Annotated in this window: 23 protein-coding genes and 1 pseudogene; 12 read left to right on the forward strand and 12 right to left on the reverse strand. The window is 61.4% G+C overall.

Annotated features, from left to right (window positions below; genetic code table 11):
• The first annotated feature begins 79 nt into the window (after positions 1–79).
• Together BA011_RS10765 and BA011_RS10770 are read left to right on the forward strand one after the other, a co-directional pair.
• Entirely contained in the window at positions 80–892 is an 813-nt protein-coding gene (locus BA011_RS10765) for a hypothetical protein (RefSeq protein ID WP_065280443.1), read from the forward strand.
• A gap of 139 nt (positions 893–1,031) precedes the next feature.
• Positions 1,032–1,316: a hypothetical protein gene (locus tag BA011_RS10770; RefSeq protein ID WP_065280444.1), complete on the forward strand. Its 285-nt coding sequence runs from the start codon at positions 1,032–1,034 to the stop codon at positions 1,314–1,316.
• A 17-nt stretch (positions 1,317–1,333) separates the two neighbouring features.
• Here BA011_RS10770 and BA011_RS10775 read toward each other — a convergent pair whose 3' ends face one another.
• The gene (locus BA011_RS10775; RefSeq protein ID WP_065280445.1) at positions 1,334–1,801 is read right to left on the reverse strand and encodes an Lrp/AsnC family transcriptional regulator; all 468 of its coding nucleotides are present in this window, start codon (positions 1,799–1,801) and stop codon (positions 1,334–1,336) included.
• Between the two features lie 124 nt (positions 1,802–1,925).
• On the opposite strand from BA011_RS10775, the gene BA011_RS10780 reads away from it, so the two are divergent.
• Both BA011_RS10780 and BA011_RS44230 read left to right on the forward strand, forming a co-directional pair.
• Complete coding sequence (locus BA011_RS10780) at positions 1,926–3,137, forward strand: argininosuccinate synthase (RefSeq protein WP_065280446.1); 1,212 nt, start codon at positions 1,926–1,928, stop codon at positions 3,135–3,137.
• A gap of 351 nt (positions 3,138–3,488) precedes the next feature.
• Entirely contained in the window at positions 3,489–3,662 is a 174-nt protein-coding gene (locus BA011_RS44230; protein WP_003540843.1) for a hypothetical protein, read from the forward strand.
• Between the two features lie 37 nt (positions 3,663–3,699).
• Here BA011_RS44230 and BA011_RS10785 read toward each other — a convergent pair.
• A pseudogene (locus tag BA011_RS10785) lies at positions 3,700–4,079 on the reverse strand (VOC family protein).
• Positions 4,080–4,173: 94 nt separating this feature from the next.
• On the opposite strand from BA011_RS10785, the gene BA011_RS10790 reads away from it, so the two are divergent.
• Positions 4,174–4,950 carry a phosphodiester glycosidase family protein gene (locus BA011_RS10790; RefSeq protein WP_065280447.1) on the forward strand — a complete coding sequence of 259 codons (777 nt, stop codon included), beginning with the start codon at positions 4,174–4,176 and terminating at the stop codon, positions 4,948–4,950.
• A gap of 10 nt (positions 4,951–4,960) precedes the next feature.
• Here BA011_RS10790 and BA011_RS10795 read toward each other — a convergent pair whose 3' ends face one another.
• Both BA011_RS10795 and BA011_RS10800 read right to left on the reverse strand, forming a co-directional pair.
• Complete coding sequence (locus BA011_RS10795; protein ID WP_065280448.1) at positions 4,961–6,841, reverse strand: ABC transporter ATP-binding protein; 1,881 nt, start codon at positions 6,839–6,841, stop codon at positions 4,961–4,963.
• Between the two features lie 171 nt (positions 6,842–7,012).
• Positions 7,013–7,579 carry a YybH family protein gene (locus BA011_RS10800; RefSeq protein ID WP_065280449.1) on the reverse strand — a complete coding sequence of 189 codons (567 nt, stop codon included), beginning with the start codon at positions 7,577–7,579 and terminating at the stop codon, positions 7,013–7,015.
• A gap of 89 nt (positions 7,580–7,668) precedes the next feature.
• On the opposite strand from BA011_RS10800, the gene BA011_RS10805 reads away from it, so the two are divergent.
• A complete protein-coding gene (locus BA011_RS10805) occupies positions 7,669–8,616 on the forward strand; it encodes a LysR family transcriptional regulator (RefSeq protein WP_065280450.1) in 948 nt (315 codons plus the stop codon).
• Between the two features lie 182 nt (positions 8,617–8,798).
• Entirely contained in the window at positions 8,799–9,200 is a 402-nt protein-coding gene (locus tag BA011_RS10810; RefSeq protein WP_065282494.1) for a GFA family protein, read from the forward strand.
• 80 nt (positions 9,201–9,280) lie between these two features.
• On the opposite strand, the gene BA011_RS10815 is transcribed toward BA011_RS10810, so the two are convergent.
• The 3 genes from BA011_RS10815 to BA011_RS10825 form a co-directional block, all read right to left on the reverse strand.
• Positions 9,281–9,754 carry a VOC family protein gene (locus BA011_RS10815; RefSeq protein ID WP_065280451.1) on the reverse strand — a complete coding sequence of 158 codons (474 nt, stop codon included), beginning with the start codon at positions 9,752–9,754 and terminating at the stop codon, positions 9,281–9,283.
• Positions 9,755–9,984: 230 nt separating this feature from the next.
• Entirely contained in the window at positions 9,985–10,989 is a 1,005-nt protein-coding gene (locus BA011_RS10820; RefSeq protein WP_065280452.1) for a carbon-nitrogen hydrolase family protein, read from the reverse strand.
• A gap of 220 nt (positions 10,990–11,209) precedes the next feature.
• Positions 11,210–11,599 (reverse strand): VOC family protein, encoded by a 390-nt coding sequence (locus BA011_RS10825; RefSeq protein ID WP_065280453.1) that lies wholly within the window; start codon positions 11,597–11,599, stop codon positions 11,210–11,212.
• A 193-nt stretch (positions 11,600–11,792) separates the two neighbouring features.
• Between BA011_RS10825 and BA011_RS10830 the strand changes: the two genes are divergently transcribed.
• A complete protein-coding gene (locus BA011_RS10830; protein ID WP_065280454.1) occupies positions 11,793–12,008 on the forward strand; it encodes a hypothetical protein in 216 nt (71 codons plus the stop codon).
• Between the two features lie 131 nt (positions 12,009–12,139).
• Positions 12,140–12,910 (forward strand): 4-hydroxy-tetrahydrodipicolinate reductase, encoded by a 771-nt coding sequence (dapB, locus tag BA011_RS10835; RefSeq protein ID WP_065280455.1) that lies wholly within the window; start codon positions 12,140–12,142, stop codon positions 12,908–12,910.
• A gap of 14 nt (positions 12,911–12,924) precedes the next feature.
• On the opposite strand, the gene BA011_RS10840 is transcribed toward dapB, so the two are convergent.
• The 3 genes from BA011_RS10840 to BA011_RS45035 all read right to left on the reverse strand — a co-directional run bounded on the left by BA011_RS10840 (position 12,925) and on the right by BA011_RS45035 (position 15,012).
• Positions 12,925–13,845: an ornithine cyclodeaminase family protein gene (locus BA011_RS10840; RefSeq protein ID WP_065280456.1), complete on the reverse strand. Its 921-nt coding sequence runs from the start codon at positions 13,843–13,845 to the stop codon at positions 12,925–12,927.
• 98 nt (positions 13,846–13,943) lie between these two features.
• Positions 13,944–14,450, reverse strand: coding sequence for a GNAT family N-acetyltransferase (locus BA011_RS10845; RefSeq protein ID WP_065280457.1), 507 nt, complete (start codon positions 14,448–14,450; stop codon positions 13,944–13,946).
• Positions 14,451–14,586: 136 nt separating this feature from the next.
• Positions 14,587–15,012: a PT domain-containing protein gene (locus tag BA011_RS45035; protein WP_065280458.1), complete on the reverse strand. Its 426-nt coding sequence runs from the start codon at positions 15,010–15,012 to the stop codon at positions 14,587–14,589.
• A 313-nt stretch (positions 15,013–15,325) separates the two neighbouring features.
• On the opposite strand from BA011_RS45035, the gene BA011_RS10855 reads away from it, so the two are divergent.
• The gene (locus BA011_RS10855) at positions 15,326–16,729 is read left to right on the forward strand and encodes a pyridoxal phosphate-dependent decarboxylase family protein (protein ID WP_065280459.1); all 1,404 of its coding nucleotides are present in this window, start codon (positions 15,326–15,328) and stop codon (positions 16,727–16,729) included.
• Between the two features lie 77 nt (positions 16,730–16,806).
• Positions 16,807–17,127, forward strand: coding sequence for a low molecular weight protein tyrosine phosphatase family protein (locus tag BA011_RS10860; RefSeq protein WP_065280460.1), 321 nt, complete (start codon positions 16,807–16,809; stop codon positions 17,125–17,127).
• Positions 17,128–17,217: 90 nt separating this feature from the next.
• Here BA011_RS10860 and BA011_RS10865 read toward each other — a convergent pair whose 3' ends face one another.
• Positions 17,218–17,694: a GNAT family N-acetyltransferase gene (locus BA011_RS10865; RefSeq protein ID WP_065280461.1), complete on the reverse strand. Its 477-nt coding sequence runs from the start codon at positions 17,692–17,694 to the stop codon at positions 17,218–17,220.
• Between the two features lie 154 nt (positions 17,695–17,848).
• Here BA011_RS10865 and BA011_RS10870 point away from each other — a divergent pair, with 154 nt between their 5' ends.
• Complete coding sequence (locus tag BA011_RS10870) at positions 17,849–18,634, forward strand: class I SAM-dependent methyltransferase (protein ID WP_065280462.1); 786 nt, start codon at positions 17,849–17,851, stop codon at positions 18,632–18,634.
• A gap of 58 nt (positions 18,635–18,692) precedes the next feature.
• Here BA011_RS10870 and BA011_RS10875 read toward each other — a convergent pair whose 3' ends face one another.
• Positions 18,693–19,115, reverse strand: a complete 423-nt coding sequence (locus tag BA011_RS10875; protein WP_065280463.1) for a TIGR02594 family protein — start codon at positions 19,113–19,115, stop codon at positions 18,693–18,695.
• Between the last annotated feature and the right edge of the window lie 60 nt (positions 19,116–19,175).

Below are 19,175 nucleotides of genomic sequence, written 5' to 3' on the forward strand. Positions count from 1 at the left end.
GCCGCGCACTCCCCACCATCCGCCTTGCGCGCGCCCATCCCCTCGCCTATGGAAATAGCAACGTTCCCAAGGCCTTCCCGTGTTCCGTTTTGCCCTTCACGCCCTGATCGTTCTCATTCTGACGTTGTTGACGCAGATCGGCGGCATCGCCTATCTCGTGGCGCTGGCCGCCTCACGCGCCTGGGGCTTACGGCGGTTTCTGGCGAAGCTTACAATCTTCCTGCTTTGCTATGCTGGCGCCACCTTTGCCGCGAGCCTTACCGCGCCGATCTTCGGGCGGGTTCCCCTCTCCTGCGTCGCCGGCGCCGAAGACAGGCTCGTGGTCCGCTCCCCGATCTACTGCCTGCTAAACCGCAACTACGTCACCCCAGGCGTGCGCGATCTGGCAAAGGCACTTGCCGCCCACATGGATAAGGAATTTCCGGGAACCGTCACCGTCGCGCTGGATGCGAATTTCCCCTTCGTGAACGGCTTTCCGCTGCTGCCACATCTGTCGCATGCCGACGGGAAAAAGCTCGACTTCGCCTATTATTACAAGGACGTGGACGGTGCCTTCCTGAATGGCGCCACCCGCTCCCCGATCGGCTATTTCGCCTTCGAGAAACCCGCCCCCGGCGACGAACTGCCATGCGAAGGGCGCAACGACTGGCTCACCACCCGCTGGAACTTCGATGCGCTGCAGTCTCTGTTTCCAGCCTACCGGATCGAGGAGCAGCGCACATCGGCGGCGATCGGCTGGTTGACGAGCGAAGGCGTGGCGAAGTTCGGCCTGCAGAAGATCTTCATCGAGCCGCATCTGAAGAACGCGCTCGGCATCACCGACAGCCATATCCGTTTTCAAGGCTGCCGCGCCGCCCGCCACGACGACCATATTCATATCCAGGTCGAGTAACCCTCTCGCCGGCCCCTCTGGCCCAGACCCTCAGGCTCGGCAGTTCGTCCGCCAAACGTGGATGCTCAGCGGATCGCACCTTGGGATGAGGCTCACTTCAACGCTGGTGCGGCATTCACCAACGGTATCTATTGGAAGTGTGGCATCCTACAACGTCCCTCATCCTGAGGCGCGCGGCCCGAAGGGCGAAGCCTCGAAGGACACGCCGCAGCGCTGCATCCTGCATCCATCAAACGCCGGAACACCTGCCACGCCGGATGATAATGAGGGCAAGTGGCGCTGCATGCCGATATCGCTGGATGAGACGCCGGTGGCCGGCCCGCAAACCATGCTCGAGTGCATCACCCACGCCGTGATGATCCTGCTCCTGGTCACAGGCCTCGTCTGGCTGGCAACGAGCCGGAACACCTCTCCCCTAGGATAGGGATCGTGCCACGACGTCTATCTCAACGGCAGCTCGAAGCTTCGCTTCAGCGTTTCCATCGGCACGTCGGTCTTGACGCTGAGGATGCTCGGGATGCGCGTCAGGTGATCGGCCTGAAAACGCCAGTAGCTGTGCAGATCGGCGGTGACGATCCGAAGCACGGCGTCGCATTCTCCGGTCGTCAGGTAGCATTCCATCACCTCGGGAAAGCGCCTGACGGCTTCGGCGAAGCGGAGCGTGACCTCGGCATCCTGGGTCTTGAACCAGACGCGGGCAAAAGCCGTCAGCCCCGCCCCGACCTTTGCAGGGTCCAGCACGGCGACGTAGCGATCGATGATCCCGGCCTCTTCCAGCAACCGGACGCGACGCAGGCACGGTGACGGCGACAGGCCTACCTCCTTCGCCAGATCGACGTTCGAAATACGCCCGTCACGCTGAAGCACACGCAGAATATGGCGGTCGATCGGGTCCATGATGGCTGGCACTTTATAGCTCCAATTGATTCTGAAATGGCATGATATGCCAAACTTTCGCAATTTAACGGATTCTTCGCAAGCTCATTGCGCAGGACTTGGCCTATCGTTCCAGCATAGAGACGGAGATGGGTTAGTGACCAAGATAGATAAAATCGTGCTTTCATATTCGGGCGGGCTGGATACCTCGATCATCCTCAAATGGTTGCAGGAAACCTATGAATGCGAGGTGGTGACCTTCAGCGCCGATCTCGGCCAGGGCGAGGAGCTCGAGCCGGCGCGCGCCAAGGCGGAGATGTCAGGGGTCAAGGACATCCGCATCGTCGATCTGCGTGAGGAGTTCGTCCGCGATTTCGTCTTTCCAATGCTGCGGGCGAACGCGCTCTATGAGGGGCAATATCTGCTGGGCAGTTCCATCGCACGGCCGCTGATTGCCAAGCATCTGGTCGGCATAGCCCGGGAGGTTGGCGCAGATGCCGTTGCCCATGGTGCGACCGGCAAGGGCAATGATCAGATCCGGTTCGAGCTGGCCGTCAACGCGCTCGACCCGTCGATTAGGGTCATCGCGCCCTGGCGCCAATGGAACATCCGCTCCCGCATGCAGCTTCTGGAATATGCCGAGAAGCATCGGATCCCAGTGCCAAGCGACAAGCGCGGCGAGGCGCCGTTTTCGATCGACGCCAACCTGCTGCACACCTCGACCGAAGGCAAGGTTCTCGAAAATCCGGCGGAAGTTGCGCCCGATCATGTCTATCAGCGCACGGTCGATCCGATCGACGCGCCCGATGCCACCGAGATTATCACCATCGGTTTCGAGAGGGGCGATCCGGTTTCGGTCAATGGCAAGGCCATGACGCCGGCCGCATTGCTGACCGAGCTCAATGGATTGGGCGGCCGGCACGGCGTCGGGCGGCTCGATCTGGTTGAAAACCGCTTCATCGGGATGAAGTCGAGGGGAATATACGAAACGCCGGGAGGCACAATCCTGCTCGCGGCCCATCGCGGCATTGAATCGATCACACTCGATCGCGCCGCCGCCCATCTGAAGGACGAGATCATGCCCCGCTACGCCGAGCTGATCTACAACGGCTTCTGGTTCGCTCCCGAGAGAGAAATGCTGCAAGCCCTGATCGACCACAGCCAGGCTTTCGTCAGCGGCGAAGTGACGCTCAGGCTCTACAAGGGAAGCGCCTCGGTCATCTCCCGAGCCTCCCCCTGCTCCCTCTACTCCGCCGACCTCGTCACCTTCGAAGAAAGCGCCATCGCCTTCGATCATCACGACGCGGAAGGTTTCATCAGGCTCAACGGACTACGGCTCAGGAGCTGGGCCGCCCGCAACGGCAGATGACCGCCCGATCTCACGTCAGCCAGCGCACCTAACGCTCACGACGCTCCAAACGCCTCCCCTCCGCACTTCGACCTGCCGGAACCGGACGACACAGGCCGGTTCGGATCCCATAAGCTGCGAGGATCAATGGCCGGATGGGTCAATGCCCACATGGCATCATCCCTCGCAGCTGGCCGAAGCAGTCAACGCTTCCATGGAGGAGCCCCCGAATCCAATTTCAAACGATATTTAAAATGGCCACTCCGAAAGCTAATCGATTTTAATTTTATCGTTAAAATTTTCTTGTTGCAGCGCAAAAGAATTTAGACATTAATTTGTGCGGATGCTCAGTTTATTCGTTGGAGAACTCGCATGACTGTGACATTTCCGCTAACCGAAAAGCGCGACGCCGAGACATTGCTGAAACACTTGACGTCGCACAATCTCAGCGTTCCGGGAAACTGCGTCGTGTCGCTCAAGGCGCACGTCGCCCAGGTCTCATCCTCTCATACGACCGCGCTCGGCACCGCTCGTACCGCCTGGTAGTCCCCCGAGACGTCGAATTGCGGCAATCGAGCTGGCCTCAGCCGTCGTAGACGACAGCAATCTTGTTCCCAGCGGGGTCGCGCACGTAAGCGGAATACCAGTTCGGCCCGTAGTGCGGACGTAGACCAGGCGCGCCCTCGTCCGTTCCGCCGTTTGTCATGGCCGCATCGTAGCGTCCACCTCGGCATGGGACTTGGCCATGAAACCAACCATCGAGCCATTTCCGGCGCTCGCCGGTTCGCCGTTGATCGGCTTGCAAACCCATAGAACGAAACCGTCACCCTTCCCGCCTTCGGAATAGGCGCTCCATCCGGGAAATTCCCGATGTTTGCTCCATCCGATCGTTGCCAAGGTCGCATCATAGAACCCATTCGATTTGGCGGAATCGATTGCACCGACGGTTGCGTAGACACTCATGATCTTCCCTCACTTGCCCTGACCCGCCGCATGAAATTATTGTAATCTCACAGATAAATGCTTCATTGGCGATTTGAAAGAAAGTTCCGTACCGATGACCTATCTCAAACATCCCGCGCTCGCGGCGGCCATAACGCTGGCAGCAATGATGACATCCCTGCATCAGGCGCATGCCGAACAATGTGAGCAGGAAAGCTTCGAAGAGGCAAAATACGTCGTCTGCACGCTAGAGCCGGGCAAAGCCGACCTGCGATTGTTCTGGAAGAACGCCGATGACGCACCCTATCGCACTTTTTCAAGCCTTGCCGAAGCCGTTCGCGCCGAGGGGCGAACGCTGGCTTTCGCCGTCAACGCCGGGATGTATCGGACCGATTTTTCGCCGATGGGACTTTACGTCGAAAACGCCAGGGAATTGCAGCGCGCCAATACGACAAAGGCCGAAAGCTCCACCGGTCAGGTGCCGAATTTCTATAAGAAGCCGAACGGCGTCTTCTTTCTGGGTGAAGCAAGCGCCGGCATACTCCCGACCGATGAATTTCTAAAGCGTCGGCCCAAGGCACGGTTCGCCACCCAGTCCGGTCCGATGCTTGTCATCACCAAGAAGTTGAACCCGATCTTCATCGTCGGCTCGACAGACCGAACCCGCCGCAGCGGTGTCGGCGTCTGCGACGGTGGCGCGGTTCGTTTCGCGATCAGCGAAGACGGGGTGAATTTCCACGATTTTGCACGGCTCTTCCGCGACCATCTGAAATGCCCCGATGCCTTGTTTCTAGATGGCGGACGCGGTGTCGGACTGTACAATCCCGAAATGGGCCGCAACGACTGGTCTTGGCACGGCGGCTACGGCCCTATCTTCGGGCTCGTCGAATAGCGCACTCGCATCAGGTCGCAGGCGAGGTCGGCAAGAGTTCGTCGATCTCTTCGGGAATGAAGCCGCCGGTCTGGCGTTTCCATAGGCGCGCAAACAAGCCGTCGCGTTCGACCAGTTCGTCCGGCCTGCCCTCCTCCACGATGCGCCCGTGGTCGAGCACAACGATCCGGTCCATCCTGGCGATGGTCGACAGCCGGTGGGCGATGGCGATCACCGTCTTTCCCTCCATGACGAGGTTGAGCCTTTCCTGGATGGCGGCTTCGGATTCGCTGTCGAGGGCGGAGGTCGCCTCGTCGAGCACCAGGATCGGCGCGTCCTTCAGGAGAACGCGGGCGATGGCCACGCGCTGGCGCTGGCCGCCTGACAGTTTGATGCCGCGGTCGCCGACGAAGGCGTCGTAGCCCCTGCGGCCTTCGCCGTCGGAAAGATCGGCGATGAAGGCATCGGCGCTTGCCATCTTCGCCACCGCTTCGATCTCGTCCTTCGTCGCCTCCGGCCGGCCGTAACGGATATTGTCGCCGACCGAACGGTGCAGCAGCGCGACGTCCTGCGCGATGACCCCGATGGAGCGGCGAAGGCTTGCCTGGGTGACGGCGCGGATATCCTGCCCGTCGATGAAGATCGCGCCGTCCCTGATGTCGTAGAAGCGCAGGAGCAGGTTGGCGAGCGTGGTCTTGCCGGCGCCTGAGAGGCCGACGAGGCCGACCTTTTCACCGGGCAGGACCGTCAGCGACAGTCTGTCGATGACAGGCTTGCCTGACTTGTAGGCGAAGCCGACATTTTCGAAACGGATCTCACCACGCTCGACCACGAGGTTCTTCGCGTCCGTCCGGTCGGTGATAGTGGGCGGTGTCGTCATAACAGGCATGGCATCCTTGATCGTGCCGATCGCCTGGAAGATCTGTTGGCCCATCTGCAGGAAGACGAAGATCTGCGACGACAGCCGGTTGAGAATGTAGACCGCGCCAACGAATTCGCCGATCGTGAGAAAGCCTTTGACGAGGCCGGAAAATCCAATCGCCAGCATGGTCAGCCACAGGAGCGTGTTGAGAACCACGACCGTCAATTCCGACGAACGATAGATGCGCTGTTCGCTGTGCTGCGTCTGCACAGCCTTTCCTATGATGCGGCGGATCGCACCTGCCTCGCTATCTTCAGCCGCAAACTGCTTGATCATCTGCATGTTGGTATAGAGATCGGTGATGGCGCCGGCGACCAGGCTGCGCTGCTTCGCGGTGCGGCGCGAGCGCTCGACGAAGGTCGGCACGATCCTGGCGGTGAATACGACATTAAGCACGATCCAGATGACGACAGGCAGGGCAAGCTGCCACGCGAGCGCACTCAGCAGGATCACGGAGCCAACCAGTTGCATCAGGAAGCGTGGGATGGACTGGAAGGCGGCGAGGATCTGCTGCTGGACGGCGGAAGAGACCTGCTGCAGCCGTGAGGAAACCTGGCCGGCATAGAGATCATGGAAGAAGGCAAGGTCCTGCCGCTCGACAGCCTTATGGCCCTGCCACTGAATGGCAGCCGGCATGCCGATGCCGAGCGTGTGCGACTTCAGCGTATTGAGCATGAAGGACATGATCGGCATGACCGGAAAAATCAGGAAGCCGAGAATGGTCAGCAGCAGCCATTCATCGCGCAGGAAGGCGGGAGCGCCGTGTTGTGTCACACCATCGACGATGACCGAAAGCCCCCAGACGATCGTCAGGTTGATCGCCTCGAACACCATGGAGCAAAATGCCAGCGCAATCAGCACACCCCGAAACATCGAGATGAAATGCAGGAGTACCGCCACCGGCCCCTTGGACGGCAGTGGTCGGTAAGGGATATCGAGCGGCCGGATCAGGCTTTCGAAAGGACGATAGATCGCATCTGAAATCGACATGGGCCACTCGGATTAAAATCGGGAGGAGGCGTGGACTCAGCTACGCAAGGTCGCAGAAAACCATCTCCAGACTGCAATCTCAATTATAAATTTCAGAAAATCTATGAAAGAGGCGTTGCCGCGAGAGCCGGGGTCCACGGCAAGGCGATCGTTTTCAAATCCGGACGGACATCATTCGCCCCGGGCCAGGGCTGCGGCCTGTTCCAGCGAGATCTTCACAACCAGGGGGTCGGCATGACGGTGGGCGAGCCGCCAGTCCGGTCCATGCCGGCGATAGACCTGAGTGACGCGTAGCGACCAGTTCTGGTCCTGCAGGCCGCCTACCTCACCATGCTGGCGCTCGATCATCACCAGTACGATCAGGTCGCCGCTGACATAGGACTTTTCCACCTCCAGGGTTCCGCCGCCATTGCGGAAGAACCGGGCGAGCTCGGCCAGATGCTCGGGACTGTCGTCGAAGCCATGGCTGGCGGAACCACCGAAAGGCTGCATCAGGGTGAAATCGTCATCAAGCCGGATGAGGCTCGCCCACCGTGTCATGTCGCCGGCCATGAAAGCCGCCGCCTGTTGTTCTGTGCGGCCGATGATGCCGAGCAATGTCGCATCGGATGCCGGAGCGGCATGCGCGACGCACCCCGTTGCGGCGACCGCCCTTGCCAGGGCGGCTCGCCGGGAAAGGGTTGCGGCCTCGTGCACGGACTTGTCGCCGCGCGCCGTTTTGCCTTTGAAAGGGGACATGGGATCTTCCTATGAGTGACCGGCCATACCGGAATGGTCGTTATCTCCCACTTTCAGGATAATGAATCCAATGATATGATTTCAGCAATATGCTGAACCAAATTGATCTATCCAGAATCGACCTCAACCTGCTCGTGCTGTTCGAGACTGTCATGGAGGAGCGCCATGTCGGCCGTTCGGGGCAGCGGTTGAACCTCTCGCCTTCGGCCATTAGTCACGGCCTTGGCCGGCTGCGCATGTTGCTGGGTGACCCGCTATTTCTCAAAACACCGAAGGGCGTCGTTCCGACAGACCGGGCCGAGGAGCTTGCAGCACCCATCGCCGACATATTGGCGCGCGTTCGCAGCGTGGTGGCGACAGCGGAGCCATTCGATCCAGCGCGCTCTCAGCGGCGATTTACGATCGGCGCGCCCGATGGTGTTTCGTCTGTGTTTCTGCCGCCGTTGCTCGAGCTGTTGGCCAAGTCTGCTCCCGGCATCGCAATCAGCATCCGGCAATTGCTGCCGAGACAGGGCGAGCCATCGCCTGATCTGGCTTGGCGCGATGCGTTGGCCGCAGTGGAAGCCCGTGACATGGACATCGCCATCATTCCCCAGGCCGAGTTTCCAGTCCGCTTTGCGAGCCTGCTGCTCTACGAAGAGGATTTCGTCATCGCTGCGCGTCAGGGTCACCCTTTTCTGATCGATCAGACGCTGGCCAGCTACTGCGCCATGCAGCACCTGGTGGTCTCGCATCTGGGCGATACACATGGCTTTGTCGACAATGTGTTGGCCAGCCATGGATGCTCCAGGCGGGTGGCGCTGACGGTCCCGAACTTCATGTTCGCGCTCGCCGTGCTTGCGGAAACCGACTTTATCTCGGCCCTGCCACGTCGCTTCGTCGAGATACATGCCGCGCGGTTCGGCGTCGACAGCGTCAATCCTCCCCTGCCACTCGGGCGCTTCACCATGAACGCGACTGCGCCGAAGGCGGCAATGCGTGACGAAGGCGTGGCCTGGCTCGTAAGCCTCCTGCAGGCATCCACGGATACGCAGTAGATAAAACCGGGCTCGCAGTGGAGGTCGGCCGCCTCCGCGGAAAGCGGGTATTTGAGCCACCGATACCTGCTCGCATCCCGCCTGGAAGATGGATAGGCGTGCCTGGATCGCCCAATTGCGGTCATCGCGCGATTGAGGCAGGATGCCGTCCTTGAATGGAAAGCAGGATCGAACCGACGCTCATGCTGACGGGCTCATGTCATTGCGGTAAGGCAAGCTGGACACTCGAAGGTGATCCGGGCTCGATCACCGCCTGCAACTGCACGCTCTGCCGACGCTACGGCACGCTGTGGGCCTATGACTACGAAGGAGAGCGCATCGCCCTCATCGGTCAGACCGCCTCCTACGCCCGCGCAGACCGGGACGAGCCGTCTCTCGAAATATTGTTCTGCCCATCCTGCGCCTGTGTCTTGAGCTGGCGCGGCCTGCGGCTTCCAAAGGATGGCCGCAGGCGCATGGCCGTCAATATGCGGCTTGCGCCGCCGGATCTCGTTCAGCATCTGCCTATCGATCATTTCGACGGCCTGGACACATTTGAAGACCTTCCATCCAAGGGACGCTGCGTGCGCGATCTCTGGTTCTGAGCCGACTGCGAATATCGCCACTGGGACCGGATCGCACCAGATGCGAGCCCTGGTAAAAGATCGTTCTGCGCGAAGCTGTCTCAGCCGCGCCGCGCCGCCTCGATCGCCGCAATGTCGATCTTCCTCATGGTCATCATCGCGTCAAAAGCGCGCTTTGCCTGGCCACCGCCTGCCGAAAGGGCTTCGGAGAGGACGCGCGGCGTAATCTGCCAAGACACGCCCCACTTGTCCTTGCACCAGCCGCACTCGCTTTCCTGGCCGCCATTGCCGACGATCGCGTTCCAATAGCGATCGGTTTCTTCCTGAGTGTCCGTTGCGATCTGAAAGGAGAAGGCTTCGTTGTGTTTGAACGCAGGGCCGCCGTTCAGGCCGATGCAAGGAATACCCGCAACGGTGAATTCAACAACCAGAACGTCTCCCTGCTTGCCGTCAGGATAATCTCCCAGTGCCCGAATGACGGCCCCCACGGCGCTGTCGGGAAAAGTCGCGGCATAGAAGCGGGCAGCAGCCTCAGCGTCTTTGTCGTACCATACGCAGATCGTGTTCTTTGCCATTGCGCGGTCCTTTCGCTCTCGTTTCGCATTGCCCACTGAAATAAGAGGCAAACCGTTTTTCTCCAGCCCAGTCCGAGCGATTTCACACGGGACGATTGCGCGGCGCTGCTAAATGGCACTTCGGGACAAGCGGGTATGAAGAAATTGCGGAACCGTGGGTAGGGTTCCGCAAGTGCGTTCAGCATCGCTTGCAATCACTTTTGCCGGAATGCCGCCGACGCGACGCGGCTCTAAAACATATCTCGCCCGTCGCTGCGCGGATCGCCGGCCACGCGGTGCGGCTCGTAGAGGCCGCCCAGCGCTTTGCGCCGCCACGGCCGGGCAATATCGCCGTGATTGTCGTCGATATCGGCGAGCGATATCGCGGCCGTTCCATCCGCAGGGCATTGCGCCGCCCACCGACCACCGGGCGCGACGATCCCGGAAGACACGGGATCAGCTAAACCGGGATGTGCGAGTATGGAGAAACTCACCCAATACCTGTTGCTCGCCGCATACCCCTGCACCTCGGCGGCGAAGGAGGCATCATTGGCCGGCGTCCCCCCAGTGGACGAAAACAGCACGCAGTGGACATCGAGCCGCTCGTATTCGGTGAAAATTTCGGGAAAGTTGCACTCCATACCTAGCGCACAGCCGAAACGGATGCCGTCGACCTCGAAGGTCACGGGGATCGAACCCGGCGTATACATGAAGGAGATCTTGGTGTTCGACAGCAGACGCTCATCGTAACGCGTCACCAGCTCGCCGCGGTCGGAGACGACATAAAGGCTGTTGTGCGGCCGGTGCGGCGGCGTCAGCGGATGCACCGAGCCGATGACCGTCCAGAGCCCGAGTTCGCGCGCCAGTCTGCGCGTTGTATCCAGCTCCTCACGCAACACGGCCCATTCGAACCGCCGCCAATCGGACGGCCCGATCTCTCTCGGCCCGATTTCCGACATGATCCGCTTGTTCGGCGATGATGTCGTTCCTTCGGGAAAGTGGATGAGCCGCGCCCCTGCCTCTCGCGCCCGCCGCATCAGCAGGCGTATCTCCTGTCCACTCTGGCGAAGTTTGTCGGCATCGCGGGGATCGTCTGCATGGGTGGTCTGGGCCACGGCCAGACGCAAGCGTCTTGCCTCAGGCAGTGCATCGTTCGCCGACCTGGGAAGAAAATGCATGCGGGCGGCGGTGTAGGATTCACCCGTCTTGGCGGCACGTGCACGCACCCGCCGTTTGAAATTTCCATTCTCAGTCATATCAGGGCCTCTCACGTTCCGGACATAGTTCCCCAGCAACAGCCCGAAACATCAGGACCAAGGATCACGACCCGAGACGAAAGTCCCTTTGCCTCCGGTTGAAGACCCTGCTGGGGAAGGTCTGGGAGGTTCGGCGTTAGGCCACGCCGATACAAAGATGCCGAGGCGACCGCGATTCGTCAATTTCGGGAAGGCCGGGATCGGCAGGCGCCGAGGCGCCCTACTTCGGGCGGTCCACCTTATCCACTCGCCACGGCGGATCGGTGCGGTTCGATCCGGCGAAATAAAGGATGATGCGGTTGTCGCCGGGGTCGAAAAGCTCCGCCTCGCGCCAGAGCCAACTCTTGTCCTCCGGTCCGGTGACGAAACGAACACCAGCCTCGCTGAGACTGCCGACCGTCTCGTCCAGCTTCTCGCACTCGAAATACACCGTGGTGCCGCCACCGCCGCCTTCGCCCTGATGCAGGGAGAAGGTGCTGTCCCCGTCCGGGCAGACGAAACGCGCATAGCGAGGACGAGCGTCGACGACCGGAGTGAGACCGAGAGCGCAGTAGAAGTTCCAGCCCGCATCGAGGTCAGGCATCGTAACGGTTACTTGATTCAGGCGCATGATCTATCTCCTCGGCTGAGTTCGCCCAAAACGGTGCGGCGGCTTGGCACCACGACATTCATAAAAACAAAGACCTGAAGCCGTCGCATGAATCAAATTCTAAGCGAGCAGTTTTAGTGTCATCGACACAAAACTCGTGTCAGACTGCGCACGCCACGTACACGCCGGCGCACCGACCGAGAGGGCCGAAGCCATGCACAAGTTCACCGTATCAATCACTCGGGAGATCGAGGCCGACACCGCCGAGGAGGCCGCCTTGCTCCTGTATCAGGAACTGTCAAGGGGACCGATCCCCGACCGCTACTCGGTCGTCGACGAGACGAAGGCGGCCACGGAGGTGAAGCTGGATCGGCAAAAGGCCGACGAATTCGCCAGCATCGATCACACCGCCGACCCCGGCAACTGGTAGGCACCAGACGACCAGAGGAGATCGCTGCTTTGCCCCGGGAGCGCAAGTGCGGTAGTGGCAGATCCCGTTCGCCGGCGTAATGCCGATGCAAACAGCCGTCCGTTGGAAATATCGCGAGCCAAGGAAAATCTGTGACCTCACCAATCAAAATAGCCGTCGCCGGCGCGAATGGCCGCATGGGTCGCGCCATCATGCCGCTGCTGGCGGCCGATCCGGATTTTGCGTTCGTCGGCGGCATCGGCCGCGAGGGCTCCGCAGGCGCCGGGCTGATCGACCGTTCGACCGCGATCGGAGCGGCCGACGTGATCCTGGATTTCACGACGGGACGCGCTGCCGCCGAACTTGCCGGTTTGTGCGCTTCGGCCGGTGGACCGGCCCTGGTGATCGGGGCGACGGGTTTCGAGCCGGATGAGCTCGAACGGATCGCAGAAGCCGCCCGCGCGATTCCGATCCTGCGCTCCGGCAATTTCTCCATCGGTGTCAACATGCTGATCGGCCTCGTCGCCCAGGCCGCCCGCGCCCTTCCCGCGCATGGATGGGACATCGAAATCCTCGAAGCCCATCACAACCGGAAGATGGACGCGCCGTCCGGTACGGCGCTGATGCTCGGCGAAGCCGCCGCCGAAGGCCGCGGCGTTTCCCTCGCATCCGTCGAGCGGCGCGGGCGTGACGGCATCACCGGCGAGCGCCCGCCCGGCGAAATCGGCTTTGCCGTCCTGCGGGCCGGAGGGCTCGTCGGAGAACACAGCGTCCTGTTTGCCGCCGCCGAGGAAGTCGTGACGCTCTCGCATTCGGCTCTCGATCGCGGCATGTTCGCCCGCGGCGCGCTTGCCGCCGCCCGCTGGATCGCAGGGCGCACACCCGGCGCATACGCCATGGGGGATGTGCTGGGTCTGGCGTGAATAAGGAAACGGGCTCACAGCATATCGAGGATTGCCGAGGCGACGACGACTTCGGTTCCAGCCAGGCCGACGGAGCAAAACAAGGTCGTATCGCCAGGCGATCCTCGCGCCGCCGCTTTCCCGGCAATGAAATCGGCAAGGTCGGCCATGCGGTGCTCATTGCCGGAGCCGGCGAGGAAGAACGGCGAAGCGTAGGCGCGCGTCTGTTCGGGAGAGTCCGTTGCGATCACGGCTGCGGCATCGGCAATATCCAGGCCGAGTTCGTATCCCTCACGCGTTTTCGGGCCGACGGTGTTGACGTGCACGCCGGGCTTCAAATCCCTGGCATGAATGACGGGCGTTCGGCTCGTCGTCGCGCAGATGACGATGTCGGCATCATCGACGGCTTCATAGGCGCTGCCGGCAGGCTCCACTTCTATATCCAAGGCGTGCTGCATCTCAGCTGCAAAGGCGGCGCGATTTTTCTCGTCGCGGCTATAGACGCGGGCGCGGTCCAGTTTTCGAACGGCGGCGGCCGCGGCAAGCTGGGTTCGCGCTTGCGCTCCGCTGCCGAGGATCCCGACGATGCTGGCGTCAGGCGCGCTGAGATGCCGGATGGCGAGCCCTCCGATCGCACCGGTTCTGAGGTTGCCGAGACGCTCTCCGAGAATAATGCCCTTGAGCTTGGCGTCGTCGGCCGACCACACAGCGACGATCTGCGAATGCTCAGCCCCTTCGAATGTTTCATAGACCCGGAAGCCCGCGAGCGGTTTCTCGCCGAGGATGCCGCCGACGGTGAAGACGAGATCGCCGCGATCGGGAAACGAGACATGGTGCCGGGGCGGAGAGATCAACCGATTGTCGGCTCTCGCGAGAAAAGCGGTCTCGAGAGCATCGATCGCGATCATCATCAGCGCGCTGCCGACCAGATCCTCGTCTTTCAGAATTTTCGTCACCGCCAAACCTCCAGCCCATGCCGGCATGCTGCAACCCCAACCCCGCTTGAGGTCAATGGTCGCGCAAGCCGATATGCGTTGAGCCATCCGCGTGAGACCTAACCGACCAGACGGCGAGCCATCATGACGTCGTCGATCTCCCTGCCCTCCTCCAGAACCCCGCCGGGAATCCTGCCGATCTCGGAGAAGCCTTCCCGCTGATAGAAGCGTATTGCAGCCGGGTTCTCAGCGCTGACGAAGAGTTCCAGCTGCAGGATGCCGATATCGCGCGCGTGATCGGCCACCGCGCTGAGCAGCTTGCCGGCAAGGCCCGTTCCGCGCAGGCTCCTTCTCACGTAAACCATGATGATCGTCGCGCGATGGGCCATCTTGCTCGACCGCTGCCGAACTAGGCCGGTTATGCCGACGGGTTCGTCATCCTGAAAAGCGATGAAAACCGGCTCATTCAGGCGATTGCGCCACTCCTCGAGAGAAAGAGCCTCCCAGTCCTCGTAGCGGCTTGCAAAGAGGGACGGTTCGGTACGAAGCGCTTCCAGACGGATGCGCCGGAAAGCCTCCACTTCGTCTGCCCTGACATGCCTGATCGTCGTGCCACTTCCATCCATCGGGACCACCTGCGAGATGAGAGGTACTGTCAATACAGATGGCCTCAGCCGATGCAACCGGTGTCAGGAAGCTTCGCAGTTCAGCATATGCTCGAAGTTACGAGATCGAACGGAAATCCGTCGTCTCAGGCGCCGGTCACTGCGCCGGACTCCCCAGCCGGCCCCCCTTCCGGACGACCGGTTCGCCGGGCGGACCGACCACCGATTGATCGGTCGGTCTCGCTGCCGGTTCGCCAGTTGGCCCGACCACCGGTTCACGGGCTGGCCGGTCGACTGGCTGGCCGGTGGATCGGACGACCAGGGGATCGGCTGGCTGGACGGCGGATTGATCGGTCGTTTGCCTCGGCACCGGCTCACCGGTTGGTCGGGCCGCTGATTGCTCGGTTGGCCCGGCAACTGGCTCATCAGTTGAGTCGGCCACCGATTGATCGGTTGGCTTGTCGATCGCGAACGGTACAACTTCACGGATGATGAAGAGAAGAGCTATCCCGACCAACGTGCATGTCAGCGCGTAGAGAAGGAAATATTTCAGTGCATATCCCTCGCTGATTGGCAGCACCAACTTGACAATGGTGCAAATGATATTTCCGCATTATTGAACGATACTTGCAACGAAGGCAATCATTTTCAATAAGAGCCGCGAAGTTTCAAAAACGCACAGAACGGGATAAGGTAGTTATTGCAGATATTTAGGAAGCGCCTCCGCAATGCTCAATTTATCTTGAGGTCTCGGCAAGCCCAAGGAAGGCCCTGGAACCCAGATCCGAGATCTGCCAGGCGAAGACAGCCTCGGCGATATGGGCTAGATTGCGTGTGCCGGCAGCCTGCTTTCGAGGGTGAGGCCCTCCAGGATCGGTGGCGGCAGGGGGACCCGCATGACGGCAATTGCATCTCTGTTTCAGGAAGCCGCCCGCCTTGCGGCCGCGTTCCGGCAGGCAGCACCCGCTCGCCATATGCCCACCCACGACTACGCAGCCTCGCTTGCCTGTTTCGAAGAGCCGCTGCCGGCGGCCGGTTCCGATATGCTTGACGTCATCAGGCGTCTCTCGGACGGCGCCGAACCCGGGCTGCATGCAACCACTGGGCCGCGCTTTTTCGGCTGGGTCATCGGCGGCTCCCATCCGGTCGGCGTCGCGGCCGATTTCCTCACCAGCGCCTGGGGCCAGAATGCCGGAAACCATGCCGCCGCCCCGGCCGCGGCCGCCGTCGAGACCGTCGCGGCGAGATGGCTTCTCGATCTCCTGGAGCTGCCGGCCGAAAGCTCGGTCGGCTTCGTCACCGGCGCGACGGTGGCGAACTTCACCTGCCTTGCCGCCGCTCGCGGCGAGGTGCTGCGCCAAGTGGGCTGGCATGTTGATGCGAAGGGCCTCTTCGGGGCGCCTGAGATTACCGTGCTGATCGGCGACGACGCCCACACGACCGTCTTCTCCGCGCTGCAATTCCTCGGCCTCGGGCATGATCGCGTGCTGCGCCTGCCCACCGACGCGATGGGACGGATAGACCCGGCCACGCTGGCGGGCACGCTCGATACTGTCTCTGGACCCGTCATCGCCGTTCTACAGGCGGGGCAGATCAATACTGGCGCCTTCGACGATTTCGCCGCCATCATCCCGCTGTTGAAGGCGAAAGGCGCCTGGGTGCATGTCGATGGCGCCTTTGGCCTCTGGGCGCAGGCGTCAGCGAAGACCAGCCACCTCAGCCGCGGCATCGAAGCGGCCGACAGCTGGGCGACCGACGGCCACAAGTGGCTGCAGACGCCCTATGATTGCGGCTATGCGATCGTCCGCGACGAGCTCGCCCATCGCCGCGCCATGACGATCGCCGCGAGCTACCTGCCGCTCGCCGGCGAAGGTGAACGCGATCCCTCACATTACGTGCCCGAGCTTTCGAGAAGGGCACGCGGCTTTGCCACCTGGGCGATGCTGAAACATCTCGGCCGCGACGGCATCGCCGCCTTGATCGACCAGTGCTGTGCCTCGGCTCGGCTGGTGGCCGACCTGCTTGCGCACGAGCCCGGCATCGCCATCCTGAACGAGGTGGCGCTGAACCAGCTCGTCATCCGCTTCGGAGCCGACCTGCAGAACGAAGAAGGCGACGCACTGACCCGAAAGACGATCGAAAAGATTCAGGCGGACGGCATGATCTTCGCCGGCGGCGCCAAATGGCGCGGCCGCGACGTCCTGCGCCTCTCTGTCACCAATTTCCAGACGACGTCAGATGAGGCCCAACTCGCCGCCCAAAGCATCATCACCGCGTTCAAGAGTGTGAGCGGCGGCTGACGCATCCACTCCCTTGGTTCGCCCGGACACGGAATTGTGCTATCGCCGGTCCTGTTCGCTTGAAGAGAGATAAAAGCGTGAAAAACGTCCTGTTCGTCTGCAGTCAGAACAAACTTCGCAGCCCGACGGCCGAACAGGTCTTCGCAAACTGGCCGGAGATCGAGGTCTCCTCGGCCGGCACCAACAACGATGCCGAAAACCCACTATCGAACGAACTGATCGAATGGGCCGATATCGTCTTCGTCATGGAGAAGGCTCACCGTGCGAAAGTCCAGGGCAAATACCGGCCAGCTCTCAAAGGCAAGCGGCTGATATGCCTGGATATTCCAGACGAGTACGATTTCATGGACCCTACGCTCGTGCAACTGCTGAAGGCAACGGTGCCTCGGCATCTCTAAGCTCGGTCACGCGACCGTAAAATCGCCGCCCCGAACAAGAAGGCGCGCGCGCCAATGGTGGCAACTTGCGCCAAGCTGCGAGGCCGATGGTCAAACTTGTTGAGAGACATATTCCGGAAACTCGGCCGCACCGCGACTTAGGGCTTTCACCATCAACAGGCCGTCGTCGAAGTAGCCGTTTCTCGCGTAGAACTGGTGCGTACGCTCCCTGCCCAGCACCATGGCGATACGGACCACCGCGCATTCAGTCCGCTCCGCCTCCGCCTCTATCCACGCCATCATCTTGCCGCCGATGCCCCGACTGCGCAGGGCGCCGTCTACCACCACATTGTCCGCCTCGATATACTTGCCGCACCACAACTGAGTGCCCGTCCAGAAACCCGACGCACCCACCATCCGTTCATCGATGTAGGCTGCTACGCAGCGGTAGTTGCTCTGTGCGAACATGGCTGAAAGTCGTTGGCGAACCACGGCCTCGCTCAGGCCACTAACCTGGCTGTACAGCGGGAAAATTGTCATCGTCTGATCGAGACCGACCAGCTCGCGGATGATCACTTCGTCGGACACAGCAGCCCCCTATCCTCTCGATCGCATGATAGTGCACGCGAACTTGGTCATGATCCATGGGCGTGAACCACTTGCAGTAGACTGCCTGTCTTCCCATTGTAATCCGCTGCGCTTATAGCTCCCCGCCCGTTCCGATCGCACAAGGAGGAGAGCCATGAACGCCAATGATGTCGCCGCCCATTGGGAGAGCAATGCCGAGACCTGGACGATCTATAGCCGCGCAGGCTACGACAAATATCGCGACGCGCTGAACACACCGGCCTTTCTGAAGATGCTGCCGCCGGTGGCAGGCCTTGCCGGGCTCGATCTCGGCTGCGGCGAAGGTTCCAACACCCGCGCCGTCGCCCGCCTCGGCGCCCGCATGATCGGTCTCGACATCGCCCCGACCTTCATTCGTTATGCCCGCGAGACCGAGACGCAAGCGCCGCTCGGCATCGACTACGTGCTCGGCGACGGCCAGGGCATCGATTTCCCCGAAGCGAGTTTCGATTTCGTCACCGCCTTCATGTCGATGATGGACATGGCCGATCAGCGCCAGGTGCTGAAGGGCATCCACCGCGTCCTGAAGCCGGGCGGCTTCCTGCAGTTTTCGATCCTGCATCCCTGCTTTGTGCCGCCGACGCGCCGCAATATCCGTGACGAGGCCGGCAAGCCCGTCGCAGTGGAGATCGCCGATTATTTCGATGAGAGCGACGGCCGGATCGATCGCTGGATTTTTTCCTCCATCCCAGAGGAAGAACGGGTGACGCTGACGCCGTTTGCCGTCCCGCGCTTTCACCGGACGCTGTCGACCTGGGTGTCGATGATCGTCGAAGCGGGGCTGACGATCGAAGCTTTCGGCGAGCCCATGGCGTCAGTCGAGGTGGCGCTTGCCGAGCCAATAGTCGCCGATACCCGCATCGCGCCGATCTTCCTCCACATCAGGGCGCGCAAGGCGTAAGGCCTGTTTTCCCGCCGCCTGCCGAGGTTTGGAAGGTGGGTGAGTTCTCACCCCAACATCATCGTCGCACGGCGACCACCGAACTGGCGCGATAGCGCGACAGCTGGACCCGGTTGGATTGGTTGCCGCCGAACAGGTAGACGTACTGCCGGCGCTGATCGATGTGATCGAACAGGCTCACATGAAAGCGCCGGCCGGTGCGGATCACCACGACATCCCCTCGCCTGGCGGAGCGGACACCGACCGGCTTGCCGAACTTCCTCCAGGACGCCGCCATGTTGGGGTTGGGCGGCGGTTGCCGCGAAGACCGTTTGGCGACAAAGGCAAGGAACGCCCCGCACCACGACACCCTGCGCGGATTGATGCTCAGGAAGGAGATGGAGCGTTCGTGCATGCTCTTGTACTTGGACGCCGTGCGGAGCATGTCCGCCTCACAGGGCACGGCAAGCGCCGTAAGGACGATGACGAGAATAACCTTCATAGTTACCCACCATTGTTTGTATAATGTTGAAATTCCGAAATGTGGCGAAGAATAAACAGG

The organism is Rhizobium leguminosarum (assembly GCF_001679785.1).
Taxonomy (GTDB): Bacteria; Pseudomonadota; Alphaproteobacteria; order Rhizobiales; family Rhizobiaceae; genus Rhizobium; species Rhizobium leguminosarum_R.